Raw genomic sequence first — 15,762 nt, forward strand, 5'->3', positions numbered from 1 at the left:
CTTTATTTTTTACGATACACGCGTTGTACATCTGGCATCACTCGAATTCGGCGCATAATATCAGCAACATGAATTCGGTTTTTCACGGTAATACCTAAATCAATCACGTATAAATTACTTTCTTTTTCGTCCGTTGCGATTTCGACAATATTAGCTTGAGTCGTCGCAACCACATTGGTTAATTTAGCCAACGCACCTTGGTGGTTAATAATTTCCACACGCAGCGCCGCTATATATTCTTTCTCTGGGTTGTCTTCCCACTTCACGACGAAGTACTTCGAACGCTCGTTGCGCCAACCCTTAATATTTTTACATTCTTGGCGGTGAACCATTAGACCTTTGCCTTGGCTCATATATGCTGTGATAGCGTCACCCGGCACCGGACGACAACATTTAGCATAGGTTACCAACATGCCTTCTGTTCCGATTATCGCGGCTTTGGCACGTTTAGCAATATCTTCTACCGCATTATCATCTTGCAGTAAACGCTTCGCTATCAATACGCTCATGATATTGCCACAGCCAATCTCAACCAGCAGCTCCAACAAGGTATTGAGGTTATGCTCTTCAAGTACGTTGTCGATTTGCTCTTGAGCAATATCATCTAGCTTATACTCACCCAGTGCCGAGTCGAGCAAACGACGGCCTAGTTGGATCGCCTCTTCTTCTTGTTGGCTCTTGAGGTAATTGCGGATCCCAAGGCGTGCTTTACCCGTTACCACAAAGTTCAGCCAAGTAGCGTTAGGGTGTGCACCTGAGCTAGTAATAACCTCGACAGTTTGACCAGTATCCAACGCTTTACTCAATGGATAAGGCTTACGGTTTACACGAGCACCTACACAGGTATTACCCACATCGGTATGCACGGCATAGGCAAAGTCAACCGCCGTCGCCCCCATTGGTAACTCGACAATACGGCCATCTGGCGTAAAGACGTAAATTTCTTCTGGGAATAATTCGGTTTTAACGTTTTCCACAAATTCAAAAGACGAGCCTGCACTTTGCTGTAGCTCAAGCAAGCTTTGCATCCACTGACGCGCACGCTGCTGAGCGGTATGGCCGGCATTATCACCTGACTTTTTATACATCCAGTGCGCTGCTACCCCTTTATCCGCCATATGATCCATATCATGAGTACGAATTTGGATTTCTACCGGAATACCGTGCGGGCCTACCAGCGACGTATGAAGCGACTGGTAACCGTTGGTTTTCGGTACGGCAATATAGTCTTTAAAGCGAGTTTCAATTGGCTTATATAAATTATGTGCAACGCCTAGCACACGGTAGCAAGTATCCAGGTTGTCGACATTGATCCTAAAGGCGTAAATGTCCATCACCTCGTTAAACATCAACTCTTTATTCAGCATCTTGCGGTAAATACTGTATAAGTGCTTTTCACGGCCTTTTACTGAGCCTTGAATACCCGCTTCTTCCAATCTAGATTCAATTTCAGACTGAATATTGCTGATCACTTCTTTACGATTACCACGTGCTTTGGCGACTTCGGAACGTAACGCACGATAGCGCATTGGATATAACGCCTGAAACCCGAGATCTTCTAACTCATTTTTAATATCATGAATACCAAGGCGGTTTGCAATTGGTGCATAAATCTCTAGTGTTTCGCGGGCAATTCGACGACGCTTGTCAGGACGCAAAGCACCTAGCGTTCGCATATTGTGCGTTCTGTCTGCAAGTTTAATAAGGATGACACGAATATCCTGCGTCATCGCCATGATCATCTTACGATAGTTTTCGGCTTGGAACTCTTTTTTATCTTTGAAGCTCAGTTTATCGAGCTTTGACACCCCTTCCACCAACTCAGCGACCGTATCGCCAAAGATCTCTGCTAAGTCGTCTTGGCTAAAGTCAGTGTCTTCAATAACATCGTGCATAAGCGCAGCCATGAGTGTTTCATGATCAAGCCTCATGCTCGCAAGGATCTGGGTTACTTCTACAGGGTGGGTGATATAGGGCTCACCGCTAGAGCGCGTCTGTCCCTCGTGTGCCTCACGGGCCACGACATAGGCTTTTTGCACCAAATCGACGTCTTCTGGTGACAAATATTCTGAGATTTTCTTTTTGAGGCCTTCAAACAGATACATTCACACTCCAATGTTTCAGAGAAGCTATACTCGGCGAGTATAAAACGGGTTACAAGCTAGTTACTTAAGAATATACGATGAAACACCAGCAATGCCAATGAACAATTTATGCTACTTGTTAGGAAATTAAAGGCGTTACGCGTTGTGTAATGTGCTGGCGATTTATACCAATTTGCTTAATTTCAATTGCTATAAAACAATAATGCCAGCAAAAAAGCTGGCATTATTGAATCTAGACAGTGGTTGGATTAGCGATTGCCACCAACGATTGCAGCTACTGCAGCAAGCTCTGCAGCTTCTTGGTGTTGCTGCTCTTCACGGTCGATAATATCAAGCGAGTCAGTGGTTACAAAACCTTGCTCAATTTCACGTAGCGCGATTACGGTTGGCTTGTCGTTTTCAGCATCAACCATAGGATCTTTACCGCCTACAGAAATTTGGCGAGCGCGACGCGCTGCTACTAAAATCAAGTCAAAGCGGTTACCAATTTTATCTACTGCATCTTCTACAGTTACGCGAGCCATCGAAGCACTCCAAATTCAGTTCATTATGCAAAAGGCTAGTTTACTGTATGTCTAGCCTTTCGCCAAGTATTGATGGTTAAAAAGTAATTATTTTAGCAAGTCGGCGATAAGTGCTTGATGACGGATAGACTGTGCTTTTTGCTCAAGTCTTGCGGCAATCACAATATGTTCAAGTTCACCGCGTGTTTGCTCAAAGTCATCATTGACAAGAATATAGTCAAACTCGTTATAGTGTGAGCTTTCTGATTTCGCTTCAGCCATGCGACCTGCGATTACTTCTTGAGAGTCTTGACCACGACCATTTAAGCGCTTTTCTAGCTCCGCAGTTGAAGGAGGTAAAATAAAGATGGTCTTTACTTCAGGCATCAACTCACGCACCTGACGCGCGCCCTGCCAATCGATATCTAAAAACACATCAATACCAGCGGCAAGCTGATCTTCTATCGCTTGTTTTGAAGTGCCGTAGTAATTTTCGAATACTTGCGCCCACTCAAAGAAATCGCCTTTATCGATCAGCTGCTTAAATTCATCAACCGAGACAAAATGGTAATGTACGCCGTTTTCTTCGCCTGGACGAGGAGTACGTGTAGTGTGAGACACCGACACTTTAATATCGTCGTGCTTTTCCAATAACGCTTTGATTAAACTTGATTTACCCGCACCAGAAGGCGCAGAAAGGATAAACAGATTACCGCGTGTAGGTGATGTCATAGTCATTCTCAACAATTAGTACCGGCCGAGTGGTATTGGTTTACTCAAGTCTGCCGCAGAGCTAAAAGCGGGCATTATACCGAGTAACGTATAAGAATACACTAGGGATGAGAATAAGGAAAAGTCGAGGAATAAATTCAGCGTTGTGAGTAACCCAGAAACCTATCACTGTGCTAAATTTATTCCTCTAAAACAGAATGTTATTTTGTCGTGTAAAGCGGCGCCTACCAAGATATTCACCCAGTAGGAGCGAGTTCATCTCGCGATCTCTTAACCGCTCGCCGCGTAAAGCATCTCCTACCAAAGTATTCACCCAGTAGGAATGAGTTCACCTCGTGATCTGTTTAAAGCAAATCAGCTACGCTGCTACGTACTTCTTCAGGCCATACCCCAACTTGTACTTGACCAATGTGCTGCTTTTGCAACAGCAACATCACTAAACGCGATTGGCCAATACCACCCCCAATGGTTTGTGGTAATTCGCCCGCTACTAATTGTTGGTGCCAATCTAAACTCAAGCGTGCTTCGTCATCGGTTAATTTAAGCTGTCTTGCAAGTGAATCTGGACAAACCCGAATACCCATTGACGAGATTTCAAATGCGTCTTCTAGCACCGGGTTCCACACCAAAATATCACCGTTAAGCCCTTGGTATTTGTCGCATGTTGGCGTTGACCAATCGTCATAATCCGGCGCGCGAACGTCGTGAATCTTACCGTCACCAAGCTCTCCACCAATACCAATTAAAAATACCGCGCCATATTCTTGGGCAATCGCTTTTTCACGTTGCTTAGCTGTGAAATCTGGATACATAGTGCGTAATTCTTCGCTGTGCACAAAGGTAATTTTCTCAGGGAGGAATGCCGCAATGCCAAACTCATCCTCAACCACTTTTTCCGTTGCTTTAATTGAGCGATAAAGGGTTTCAACTGTTTCTTTTAGTTTTGCCAGCGAACGCTCACTGTTTTCGCAAATCACCTTTTCCCAGTCCCACTGATCCACATAGACAGAATGGATTGGCGATAACTTATCTTCGTCAGGGCGTAGCGCTTTCATGTGCGTATAGAGGCCTTCGCCTTTAGCAAAACCATAATCGCCTAGTGTTTTACGTTTCCACTTAGCAAGTGAATGCACTACCTCAAACTGCGCATCCGGTAGCGTTTTCACTTTTACCTGCACCGCCTGCTCGTGGCCACTTAGGTTGTCTTGAATACCATCGCCCAAACGCGCCAAAATAGGCGCTTGTACTTCAACTAAACCCAATTGCTCGGTTAGCTGTGCTGAAAATACTTGTTTTACTCGTGCTATCTGTTTTTGTGTCTCTTGATACTTGCTCAACATGGTTAGGTCCTCATTCCCGAATTTGTCGTTTTGTTGAGTCTATATTTAAAGAAACCGACACAAACATCAATAACCTGCAACAAAAACACCTTTACATAATTATTTTCATCAAAAATATGCTATAAATTTTATATAAACGATAATTGTTAATGGATATTTACATGGAAAATTATGAGATCGACAATCTGGATAGATCCATCCTTCACGCTTTAAAAGAGAATGCACGAACGCCCTACGCGGAATTAGCAAAAAGATTTGCTGTTAGCGCCGGTACCATCCATGTTCGGGTCGAAAAAATGAAGCAAGCGGGGATCATTGAGGGGACTCAAGTGAGCATTAATGCCAAACGACTTGGTTATGATGTCTGCTGTTTTATCGGAATAAACTTAAAACATGCTGGCGACTACCCGGGAGCCATTGCACGTTTAAAAGAATTTGAAGAAGTTGTTGAGGCTTACTACACCACAGGCAATTACAGCATTTTTATCAAAGTAATGGCGCGCTCCATCGACCACCTTCAAGATGTGCTTATTAATAAAGTGCAAACCATTGAGTCGATCCAGTCAACCGAAACGCTGATCTCACTGCAAAACCCAATTCAGCGCACCGTTATGCCCTAGCTTCTTTTTTGTTATAATCGCGGGAATTTTTTGATTAGAGTAGTAAGTAGATGGCTGAGAATAGATTCCATCGTGTAAAAAGCGTATTAGATAGACGCCAAACCGACCTCACAGTGTGCCTAGATGAAGTACATAAGCACCATAATCTGTCAGCAATTGTGCGTACCGCAGACGCGGTTGGCTGTCACCACGTACACGCGGTATGGCCACAAGATCAAAGACGGTTAACAAACAATACCTCTGGCGGCAGCAAAAATTGGGTTGAAACCCATATGCATGAGCATATCGACCAAGCTGTTGCGACAATTCGTGAACAAAACCCAGGTGTACAATTATTAGCAACCAACCTTAGCGATAGCGCCGTTGATTTTCGTGAAATTGATTACACCAAACCTACCGCAATTATTGTCGGTCAAGAGCGTTTAGGGATCTCAGAGCGCGCACTTGAGCATGCGGATCAGCACATCGTGATCCCAATGCAAGGTATGGTGCAATCACTCAATGTGTCTGTTGCTGCAGCGCTTATTTTATACGAAGCGCAGCGCCAAAGAGATGCAGCAGGACTGTACAAACGTACAGATATGATGGATCCTGTGGTAAAACATAAGTTACTATTTGAAGGATGTCATCCAATCATTGCAACCCGCTGTCGCGAAAAAGGGCTACCTTACCCGGCACTTGATGAGCACGGTGAAATCGTTGCAGACGACGCTTTTTGGGACATTCTTAAGTTTACGCAGAAGAAATAAATAACGCGGATCGCGCTAGAGGATTAGCATGTCGACACCAAATTTGGCCACTTATCCAATCACCGAATTAAAAGGCGTAGGCCCAAAAGCGGCCGAGCGTTTGGCCAAACTTGGCATTCAATCGGTGCAAGACATGTTATTTCACCTTCCGCTACGCTACGAAGATCGTGCGCGCACCTATCCTATCTGCGAGCTACAAGCGCATAGCCATGTCAGTATTGAAGCCGAGATTGAACGCAGCGAAATCACGCAAGGCAAACGCCGCATGTTGGTGTGTTATGTTAATGATGGGACGGGGCGGATCGCGCTGCGCTTTTTCAACTTTAATGCGGCACAAAAAAATGCCATGCAAGCGGGCAAAGTGATCCGCTGTTTTGGTGAAGTTCGCCGCGGTCATTATGGCTTTGAAATGGCGCATCCAGAATACAGCATCAGAGAGACGCGCTCTGCACCGAGCGATCCGAGCCTTGCGACGCTTACCCCAGTTTATCCTACCACCGAAGGATTAAAGCAACTGAGCATTCGGGCAATTGCCGATCAAGCCGTTGAGTTACTACGCAAATATGATGTACCAGACTATTTACCAGCTCAATATCGGCCATCACAGCAAAGTGTAAAAGAAGCGCTGTTATTACTGCACCGTCCACCACAGGAAGTCGATTTAGCGCAATTAGAGCTCGGGCAACACCCCGCGCAAGCACGATTGGCGTTTGAAGAGTTGTTGGCGCAAAACCTCAGCTTGCTTAAGCTAAGACAAAAAGGCCAAGCGGTAAAAGCGGTTGCACTACCGCCCAGCAATCCACTTGAAGTTCAGTTTTTGTCGGCCTTGCCATTTGCCCCCACCAATGCCCAAAGTCGAGTAGTGGCGGAGATTAAAGGCGACCTACAACATCCCTACCCCATGATGCGATTGGTGCAAGGGGATGTTGGTTCAGGAAAAACGCTTGTGGCAGCGCTTAGCGCGTTAACGGCTATCGCACAGGGTTACCAAGTAGCACTGATGGCACCCACTGAGATCCTATCCGAACAACACGGCATCAACTTCCTTAATTGGTTTGAACCTATGGGCATAGAAACCGTATGGCTGGGTGGTAAAACCAAAGGTAAGGAACGCACTCATGCGCTTGAGCGTATTGCTTCAGGGCAAGCACAGATGGTGGTCGGCACCCATGCGTTATTCCAAGAGCAAGTGCAGTTTTCTAACCTTGCGCTTATCATCATCGACGAACAACATCGTTTTGGTGTGCATCAGCGCCTAGCGCTAAGAGAAAAGGGAAAGTTTGGCGATTGCTATCCGCATCAGTTAGTGATGACCGCAACCCCAATCCCGAGAACCTTGGCAATGACGGCCTATGCAGATCTTGAAACCTCAATTATCGACGAGCTACCACCGGGCAGAACACCAATCACGACCGTCGCCGTGCCAGACACCAGACGCAATGAAGTGATAAAAAAAGTACAAAAGGCCTGTGTTGAAGATAAACGTCAAGTTTACTGGGTATGTACGCTGATAGATGAGTCGGAGGCGTTACAATGCCAAGCCGCAGAAGACACCGCCAAAGCACTTGCCGAAGCCTTGCCTGAACTTAATATTGCGCTGGTACATGGCCGTATGAAAGCCCAAGAAAAACAGGCCATCATGGACGAGTTTAAACAAGGTCATACCCATGTGCTGGTTGCCACTACCGTGATTGAAGTGGGCGTGGATGTACCCAACGCTAGCCTTATCATCATTGAAAACCCTGAGCGTTTGGGTCTTGCACAACTTCACCAATTACGCGGCCGTGTTGGTCGCGGACAAATCGCATCACATTGTTTACTGCTTTATCATGCGCCACTGTCGGTCACTGCGCAAAAGCGTTTGGGAGTGCTTAGAGAAAGTAACGACGGATTTGTCATCGCTGAGCGCGACCTTGAGATCCGCGGCCCGGGTGAAGTACTTGGTACAAAACAAACAGGTTTGGCGGAGCTAAAAATTGCCGATCTTAGCCGTGATAAACATTTATTACCGCAAGTGAGAAGCCTCGCTTTTACCGTGCTTAAAAACCACAGCGATATTGTTGACCCGATTATCTGGCGCTGGATGGGTGATAAGAGTGAACTGGCCATGGCGTAAGCCTTAAACATCAAAGATCGCGAGGTAAACTCGTTCCCACTAGCGCGTTTTGTAGGTCGAGATTTATCTCGACAGCATAAGCTGAAACGTCGGAGCCGCTTCATGCGGCGAGCAGTTAAAAGATCGCGAGGTAAACTCGTTCCCACTAGCGCGTTTTGTAGGTCGAGATTTATCTCGACAGCATAAGCTGAAACGTCGGAGCCGCTTTATGCGGCGAGCTGTAAAAAGATCGCGAGGTGAACTCACTCCCACAACATGAGTCGGATCTCACAAAATAAACTCGTTCTCACAACTCTCTCATACAAAATAACCCGTCGCGCTACGCTTGCTTCTTTTATCAAAGCTTGGCTACCATCTCGCTACATCAACTAAAAAGACTCAAAAAATGAATCATTTACTACGTGCTGTATGCACCTCCTTTGCCGCTTGCGTGGTGTCAATCGCCTCAGCAAAAGCAGTTTACCCAGATGTACCAGAGCAGATTAATCCATCTGCCAAATACGTTTTTTACTCTCATGGCTATATCGTTGAAGGTGATAATGAAACGCCCATTCATAAGCGCTGGGGTAAATATGACTTTCCAGCCATCAAACAAGCATTAAGCGATGATACTTATACGCTAATTGCTGAGCACCGCCCTAAAGGCGTCGCACCAGACGCGTATACAAAAACCTTGGTTAGCAAGGTTCACAAATTACTGGACGCGGGCGTCAGTGCTAGCAACATTACACTCGTGGGGTTTTCTCGCGGTGGCGCATTAACGATAATGGCAAGTGATGCATTAAAAAATGATGCTATTCACTACGTGGTACTAGCTGGCTGCGCTGGGCTTATCAAAAGTAAAACCGAAATTCAGCTCTACGGCAAGGTGTTGTCCGTTTACGAAACCTCAGATCAAGTAGGTTCTTGCGATTTTGTGAAAGCACGCTCTGCAAACCTCAAAAGCTTTACAGAGCTTTCGATTTCAACCGGTAAGGAACACGGCGCTTTTTATCTCCCGAGAGACGAGTGGTTAAAACCCGTTAAAAGCTGGATTTTAAACCACTAAACCATTAGCACGTCGCTATAACAATGACGCGCCGTGCTGAGCCTTCCTTCAAAACCTATCTACACATAAAATTCCTATTTTGAAAACAAAACTCTGTTTACTTATTGCACTTTTAAAAATGCTCTCTATAATTGAACCTTATTCGAACATCATTCGAATAAGATTCAAACCCTAAGGAGAAACGATGGCACCGGCACCTAAATATGATAAAGAAACCCAGCAACGCATGATTTTAAACGCTGCGGAACAATGCATTAATGAGTCTTCAGTCACTGACTTTACAATGGCAAAAGTCTCTTTGCTTGCAGGATTGTCTATGGGCTCAATCTATAAGTTTGTGCAGACCAAAGAAGACCTAGTAATGGCGCTGGCCTATGAGTCTTTTACCCATACATCCAGTGTTTTTAAGCAAGTGTTGTCCTTACCACTTAGCACGCCAGAACGCATGCTCGCAGTGTGTCTTATCTCGCCACAAAAGCTTAAACGCTTCTCTTTTGATTATGAATTACAGTCCTACTCCACCAATGAGGCGGTGATCAAAAGGGCTTCTGAGTTTTGGACCAATAAAATTATCAAATCCTGTGACGGTTGTGAAAACGTGTTTAAACAAGCGCTGATTGATGGCATTGAAGCGGGTGAATTGCAAACTACACCAGACCTACACGACATGGTGGAAGAAATCATCATCACCGGATGGGCGCTTACCGTAGGATATGAACAAGTATTGCGCGTACAACAAACTAAACAAATTGTAGAGGGCACGGCGTCATTGCTCACACCACTAGAGCTTAATGACCCTGTTATTCGCAGCACGGTAAGGCTACTTAACAGTTATCCATGGCAACAGCCTATCACTCAAGATTCGCTGGTACGCATAGAGAAAGAATTGCAAGCGCTCGAGCTTCGTTAACTTAAGGAAATCACAATGAACATCAAACGTTGGCTTATGGCCGTTGTCATCATTCTCATCGTTATTATCAGCCTTGGTTTTGTGAAGTTTACACAAATCCAAGCGGCAATCGCCTTTGGGGAGTCTTTTCCGGAGCCTTCGGCTTCGGTAAAAAGCACATATGTATCAACCACTGAGCATATTAAATCGGTTAAGGTTGTAGGTCAGCTCCATGCCAAGCGCACCGTCACTATTAGTAACGAGTATCCTGGTCTTATCACTTACGTCGGTTTTCAGCCCGGTGAGCAAGTAGCAGCGAACCAAGTATTACTGCGCCTAGATAGCAGCATTGATGAGGCGAATCTATTAGCGGCTAAAGCTCGAGTAAAGCTTGCTAAATCAACCTATCAACGGGTTGCCAAATTACTAGAACAAAAACGGATCAGCCCAGATGAGGTGGACAAAGCCGAAGCCGAGGTGGCAATTAATCAGGCAGACGTAAAACGACTAACCACATTAATCGAGAAAAAAACCATTCGTGCACCTTACCCGGGTCAAACGGGGTTAGAGCAATATCAGGTTGGTCAATTACTTGATGCCAATAGCGAAATCACTTTCTTGGTTGGGTTAGACGACAGCATTTGGGTGGATTTCAAAATTCCACAAACCTTACCACAACCTACCATAGGCGAAGACGTTAGCGTGGCAATTTCTAATGCCAGCAGCCAAAAGCCTGCTCGCGTATCAGCCAAAATGCCAATGGTCGATGTCGCATCGCGTCAACAAAGTTATCGCGCTGAGCTACAAAACAGCGATGGCACACTCAGCCACAATCAAATGGTGTTAGTCAATGTACCAACCGAGATTGTGAGCGCCGCAGTAGTGCCAACCAATGCGATTATGCGCAATCACTTTGGCGAATTTGTTTATGTACTTGAAAAGGACAACAGCCAAAATTGGCGGGCAAAACCGGTAAAAATCACATTAGGCGATAAGGTCAACGATCAGCAACTTGTACTATCTGGCCTGCGTGGTGGTGAATTTATTGCTGCTGAAGGCGCATTTAAGCTACAAGAAAACTTACTGGTTTATACCGATCAGGTTGCCGCTGTTGATGGCAATAACGGAGGCCAGTAATGAGCGCATTACACGAAAATAAGCCGTCTATCATGGATATTTTTGTTAACCGGCCGGTACTAGCGATCGTGGTGTCATTGCTTATTGTACTAGCGGGTTTTAATGCCGCCCGAGATATATCGGTGCAGCAATATCCAAAAATAGAAAGTGCCTCACTGGTGATCAACACTGTCTATACGGGCGCTGCCGCAGACGTCGTAAAAGGCTATGTTACCGAGCCTATCGAGCGAGTGGCCTCTACCGTTCCGGGTGTCGACTATGTAGACTCGATAACTACCTCGGGACTTAGCAAAGTTACCGCTTGGCTTGAACTTAATCACAGTACCACCGACGCCCTGGCTGAGCTGACTACCCGATTAAACCAGATTAAGTTTGAGTTACCCAGCGGAGCGGAAGATCCAGCCATTCAAATCGTACGTGCCGATAGCCCGTATGCGGTATTCTATCTCGATGTGGAATCTCAAGGTCTGCCACGTAATAACGTGAGCGATTATTTGATCCGTAATGTTGTCCCTTCCATGTCTGATATTCCCGGTGTGCAAAAAGTGACACTGGAAGGTGGCCGCGATCCCGCTATGCGAATTTGGCTTGATACCGAAAAACTCGCTATTTATGGCGTAAGTGCTAGCGATGTATTTGCCGCGCTACAAGCAAACAATACCATTGCCACCTTAGGTTACAGTGAAAATAACAGACAACGCATCGACCTGATGGCCAATACCTCGTTAAAAACGGTAACTGATTTTAACAACCTAGTGGTAAAAGAAATCGATGGCACGCAACTCAAGCTTGGTAACATCGCCACGGTAGAACTCGGTGAAGCCGAAGGCATGGTAACCGCACGCCTTGATGACCACGATACAGTATTCTTAGCGGTGTGGGCATTACCAGGTGCCAATGAAATCGATATTGGTGATGCCCTGTATAAAAAGATTGATGAGATTAATACCATCTTACCCGACGGCATGCATCTAAGAATTGGCTACGATGGCACGCTTTATATGCGTGATTCCATAAAAGAAATCTTCACCACGCTTGGGGAAACCGTCCTACTTGTGGGGATTGTTGTACTCGCCATGATGGGCTCGTTTAGAACCGCCATGGTGCCGCTGGTTACCATTCCTATCTCGATTTTAGGCGCAATCGCGGTGATCTCTGCAATGGGCTTTTCACTCAACCTACTGACTATTTTGGCTATCGTGCTTTCTGTTGGTTTAGTGGTGGATGATGCCATCGTGGTAGTTGAAAACGTTGCGCGTCATATGCGCGAAGGCAAACCCAGATTACAAGCGGCGCTTATCAGTTCACGTCAATTACTCGTCCCAATCATTGCCATGACGCTGACCCTTGCCGCGGTCTACGCGCCAATCGGATTTTTAACAGGTTTAACGGGGTTCTTATTCAGAGAGTTCGCGTTCACCTTAGCCATTGCGGTATTAATTTCTGGACTGGTTGCTATTACCTTATCGCCCATCATGAGTGCTTACGTTAATCCCGAAGGCGGTAAAGAAGGTAAATTAACGCAAAAGGTCAATGGCTATTTTGATCGATTACAAGCGTTCTATTTTCGTGCACTCGATACCTTGTTTAAGTGGCGTCCACAGGTCTTTTTTGTCGCTATCGTGTTCTCTTTATTGTCGGTGCCGTTTTACCTGTTATCACAAAAAGAGCTAGCCCCTATCGAAGATCAAAGCAGTATCCAAGTCGTAGTGGAAGCACCACCTGAGTCTTCTCAAGCTTATACGTCAGCGAAAATGAATGACACTGCCGAGGTCATGAACGCCACTGAAGGCGCTGAGTTTACTTGGCAGATTATTACGGCAGCAGCAGGTTTTGGTGGTGTAGAGCTTGCACCATTTGATGAGCGAGAAAACTCAGTACACGACTTGCTATACGATCTATACGGCCGGTTAGGCAGCGTGACTGGGCTAAGTTTATTTCCTATTTTACCAGCATCGCTTCCTACCGCAGGACAGTTTGATGTTGAAGTAGTATTCCGTGCCAGTGACGACCCAACTGCGATGAAGCAGTACGCCGATGAGATTATTCAACGCGCCACCGCCAGTGGCAGCTTTATGTTCGTCAATACCGACCTAAAAATCGACCTGCCGCAAGCCGAGCTTGAAATCGACCGAGAGCTGGTTGCAGACTTAGGTCTCAGTTTGTCGTCGGTAAACGAGCAACTTAGTATTTATATGTCGAATAATTTTGCCAACTACTTCAACAAAGAAGGCAAAGCCTACCGCGTCATTCCCATTGTCGGCGATGGCGAAAGGTACAATCCTGAGAATATTCTTAATATGCAAGTAAGAACGGATGCGGGCGATCTTATTCCGATTTCAGCATTTGCTACCTTGCGCACCTTTACAAGCCCTAGAGTGCTTGGCTCATTCAACCAGCAAAACTCGTTTAGAATATTGGCAGGCACACTACCACACATTACCAAAGAGCAAGCGCTCACACAGGTAGAGGAAATTGCAGCAGACGTTTTACCTAGCCACTACTCAATTGACTACGCTGGCGAATCAAGACAGCTAAGAAAAGAAGGCAATACCATGGTTGGCGTACTTTTGTTTGCCATGATAGTGGTGTTTTTCTTACTGACGATCCAGTTCAACAGCTTTAGAGATCCGCTCGTGGTACTACTCGGCTGCGCACCGCTGGCACTCGCAGGTGCATTGATGCTACCGTTTTTATCACTCACAACAGTCAATATTTACAGTCAAATCGGCCTAATTACGCTCATCGGTTTAATCGCCAAAAATGGCATCTTGATTGTTGAATTTGCGAACCATTTACAGCTTGAAGGTAAATCGAAATTTGAAGCCGTAAAAGGGGCTGCGGCTACACGTCTAAGACCTATACTGATGACTACAGGTGCAACCGTGCTTGGTCACTTCCCGTTGGTCTTAGTAACTGGCGCAGGCGCAGAAGCGCGCAACAGTATAGGTATTATCTTAGTCGCAGGCATGCTCATCGGTACTTTCTTCACTTTGATTGTCTTACCACTGCTTTATGAAAAGCTAGCCAGCGATCACCGTGGCGAAGCCGAAACCATTGAAACCTACCCAGAAGCGCAATTGGTAGGCAAAGTCAGTATGACGTGATAACTGGCTAATAACCAAAAAGACACTAAGTGCCATGCTTAGTGTCCTTTTTAATTGGTAAAACCTTTCTTTTGATAAGCTACAATTTATAGCCGCTTTTGAGCGTGATTTGGGCTAACAAGCCTGCCCGCATGCCCAGCCGGAGCTCCAAGCATATTGAAAATTATAGCCTCCGAGCCATCCGGTGACATCGGTGACTTCGCCGATAAAGTACAGGCCTTTTTGTTTTTTAGCTTCGAAGGTTTTTGAGCTTAGTTCGTCGGTATCTACACCACCTAACGTAACCTCTGCGGTGCGATAGCCCTCTGTGCCATTTGGTTTTATTTTCCAGCAGGTGAGAGTTTCAGTAAGCTTTTCAATCTCAGTGTGGCTGAGTTGGTTGGCGTTTTTATCTGGGATGCTACCGTCGCTGATTAGGGCTTCAATAAAGCGCTTTGGTAAAATGGTCGAAAGCAAGTTCCTCAAGCTCTTTTGCCCTTGTTCACTGCGCCAGTCATGGAGTTGTGCTTGCACATCTAGATCAGGTAGTAAATTGATGCTAACAAACTCGCCTGCTTTCCAAAATGAGCTGATCTGCAAAATTGCAGGGCCAGATAAGCCTCTGTGAGTAAAGAGAATATTTTCTCTAAATTGGATACCGCTTGCGCTGGTCACTAGGCTATCTACGCTAATACCAGACAAACCATCAAAGCGTGCTTTGTCGTGATCATGAAGTGTAAATGGTACAAGCGCTGCCGTGGTTGGTAACACCGTTAAACCGAATTGCTCCGCTATTTTGTAGCCGATTGGCGTAGCGCCAAGTTTTGGCATGGTTAGGCCACCAGCGGCGATCACCACTGACTCGCAGTTAAAGGTTTGAGTTGTGGTTTTGACTAAGTAGCGACCATCAGCTTGATGTTCAACCGCAAGGACTTCTTGACGTAAGTGAAGTGACACGCCCGCCCAGTCACATTCTGTAAGAAGAATGTCGACAATGTCTTGCGCGCTATTGTCACAAAACAACTGCCCAAGTGTTTTGTGGTGGTATGCAAGACCGTGGCGGTCTACCAGTTCAATAAAATCATGTTGGGTATAGCGGCTCAAACACGACTTTACAAAGTGTGGATTTTTACATAGATAGTTAGCAGGTGAAGCATTTTCGTTGGTAAAATTACAGCGGCCACCGCCACTGATCAAAATTTTACGACCAGGCTTTTTTCCCATATCAACCACTGCAACTTGTCGCCCTCGGTATCCAGCCTGTGCAGCACACATCAACCCTGCAGCACCTGCGCCGATAACGACTACCTCTATTTGTTGCATAAATTCACTCAACTTTTTATCTAAGATTTCTACACTTACCGTTTTGCCAACAGTTTAGCTTTAAACGGCAAAATCGCGACCAAGCGAAAATTATACCTAGATTCTTTATCTAAT

Annotated in this window: 12 protein-coding genes; 7 read left to right on the forward strand and 5 right to left on the reverse strand. The window is 45.7% G+C overall.

What is annotated here, in order from left to right; translation table 11 throughout:
• Positions 1-2: 2 nt before the first annotated feature.
• The 4 genes from spoT to asnA all read right to left on the reverse strand — a co-directional run bounded on the left by spoT (position 3) and on the right by asnA (position 4,680).
• Positions 3-2,105: a bifunctional GTP diphosphokinase/guanosine-3',5'-bis pyrophosphate 3'-pyrophosphohydrolase gene (spoT, locus tag EXT47_RS16165; RefSeq protein ID WP_010605866.1), complete on the reverse strand. Its 2,103-nt coding sequence runs from the start codon at positions 2,103-2,105 to the stop codon at positions 3-5.
• Between the two features lie 248 nt (positions 2,106-2,353).
• Positions 2,354-2,629, reverse strand: a complete 276-nt coding sequence (gene rpoZ / locus EXT47_RS16170; RefSeq protein ID WP_010374289.1) for a DNA-directed RNA polymerase subunit omega — start codon at positions 2,627-2,629, stop codon at positions 2,354-2,356.
• 87 nt (positions 2,630-2,716) lie between these two features.
• Entirely contained in the window at positions 2,717-3,340 is a 624-nt protein-coding gene (gene gmk / locus EXT47_RS16175) for a guanylate kinase (RefSeq protein ID WP_130127056.1), read from the reverse strand.
• Between the two features lie 344 nt (positions 3,341-3,684).
• Complete coding sequence (gene asnA, locus EXT47_RS16180; protein ID WP_010374293.1) at positions 3,685-4,680, reverse strand: aspartate--ammonia ligase; 996 nt, start codon at positions 4,678-4,680, stop codon at positions 3,685-3,687.
• A gap of 161 nt (positions 4,681-4,841) precedes the next feature.
• On the opposite strand from asnA, the gene asnC reads away from it, so the two are divergent.
• The 7 genes from asnC to EXT47_RS16215 all read left to right on the forward strand — a co-directional run bounded on the left by asnC (position 4,842) and on the right by EXT47_RS16215 (position 14,346).
• Complete coding sequence (gene asnC / locus EXT47_RS16185) at positions 4,842-5,300, forward strand: transcriptional regulator AsnC (protein WP_010374296.1); 459 nt, start codon at positions 4,842-4,844, stop codon at positions 5,298-5,300.
• A 50-nt stretch (positions 5,301-5,350) separates the two neighbouring features.
• Positions 5,351-6,049: a tRNA (guanosine(18)-2'-O)-methyltransferase TrmH gene (gene trmH, locus EXT47_RS16190; RefSeq protein ID WP_017218399.1), complete on the forward strand. Its 699-nt coding sequence runs from the start codon at positions 5,351-5,353 to the stop codon at positions 6,047-6,049.
• 28 nt (positions 6,050-6,077) lie between these two features.
• Positions 6,078-8,165: an ATP-dependent DNA helicase RecG gene (gene recG / locus EXT47_RS16195; RefSeq protein WP_130127057.1), complete on the forward strand. Its 2,088-nt coding sequence runs from the start codon at positions 6,078-6,080 to the stop codon at positions 8,163-8,165.
• A 385-nt stretch (positions 8,166-8,550) separates the two neighbouring features.
• Positions 8,551-9,213, forward strand: coding sequence for an alpha/beta hydrolase (locus tag EXT47_RS16200; RefSeq protein ID WP_130127058.1), 663 nt, complete (start codon positions 8,551-8,553; stop codon positions 9,211-9,213).
• A gap of 184 nt (positions 9,214-9,397) precedes the next feature.
• The gene (locus tag EXT47_RS16205; protein WP_130127059.1) at positions 9,398-10,123 is read left to right on the forward strand and encodes a TetR/AcrR family transcriptional regulator; all 726 of its coding nucleotides are present in this window, start codon (positions 9,398-9,400) and stop codon (positions 10,121-10,123) included.
• Between the two features lie 15 nt (positions 10,124-10,138).
• Positions 10,139-11,239, forward strand: a complete 1,101-nt coding sequence (locus tag EXT47_RS16210; RefSeq protein ID WP_130127060.1) for an efflux RND transporter periplasmic adaptor subunit — start codon at positions 10,139-10,141, stop codon at positions 11,237-11,239.
• Entirely contained in the window at positions 11,239-14,346 is a 3,108-nt protein-coding gene (locus tag EXT47_RS16215; RefSeq protein ID WP_130127061.1) for an efflux RND transporter permease subunit, read from the forward strand. Before EXT47_RS16210 ends, EXT47_RS16215 begins: the two co-directional genes overlap by 1 nt.
• A 114-nt stretch (positions 14,347-14,460) precedes the next feature.
• Here EXT47_RS16215 and EXT47_RS16220 read toward each other — a convergent pair whose 3' ends face one another.
• On the reverse strand, positions 14,461-15,648 hold the full coding sequence (locus EXT47_RS16220) for an NAD(P)/FAD-dependent oxidoreductase (RefSeq protein WP_130127062.1): 1,188 nt from the start codon (positions 15,646-15,648) through the stop codon (positions 14,461-14,463).
• Positions 15,649-15,762: the final 114 nt, after the last annotated feature.

Source organism: Pseudoalteromonas sp. CO342X, from assembly GCF_004208915.1.
Lineage (GTDB): Bacteria > Pseudomonadota > Gammaproteobacteria > Enterobacterales > Alteromonadaceae > Pseudoalteromonas > Pseudoalteromonas maricaloris.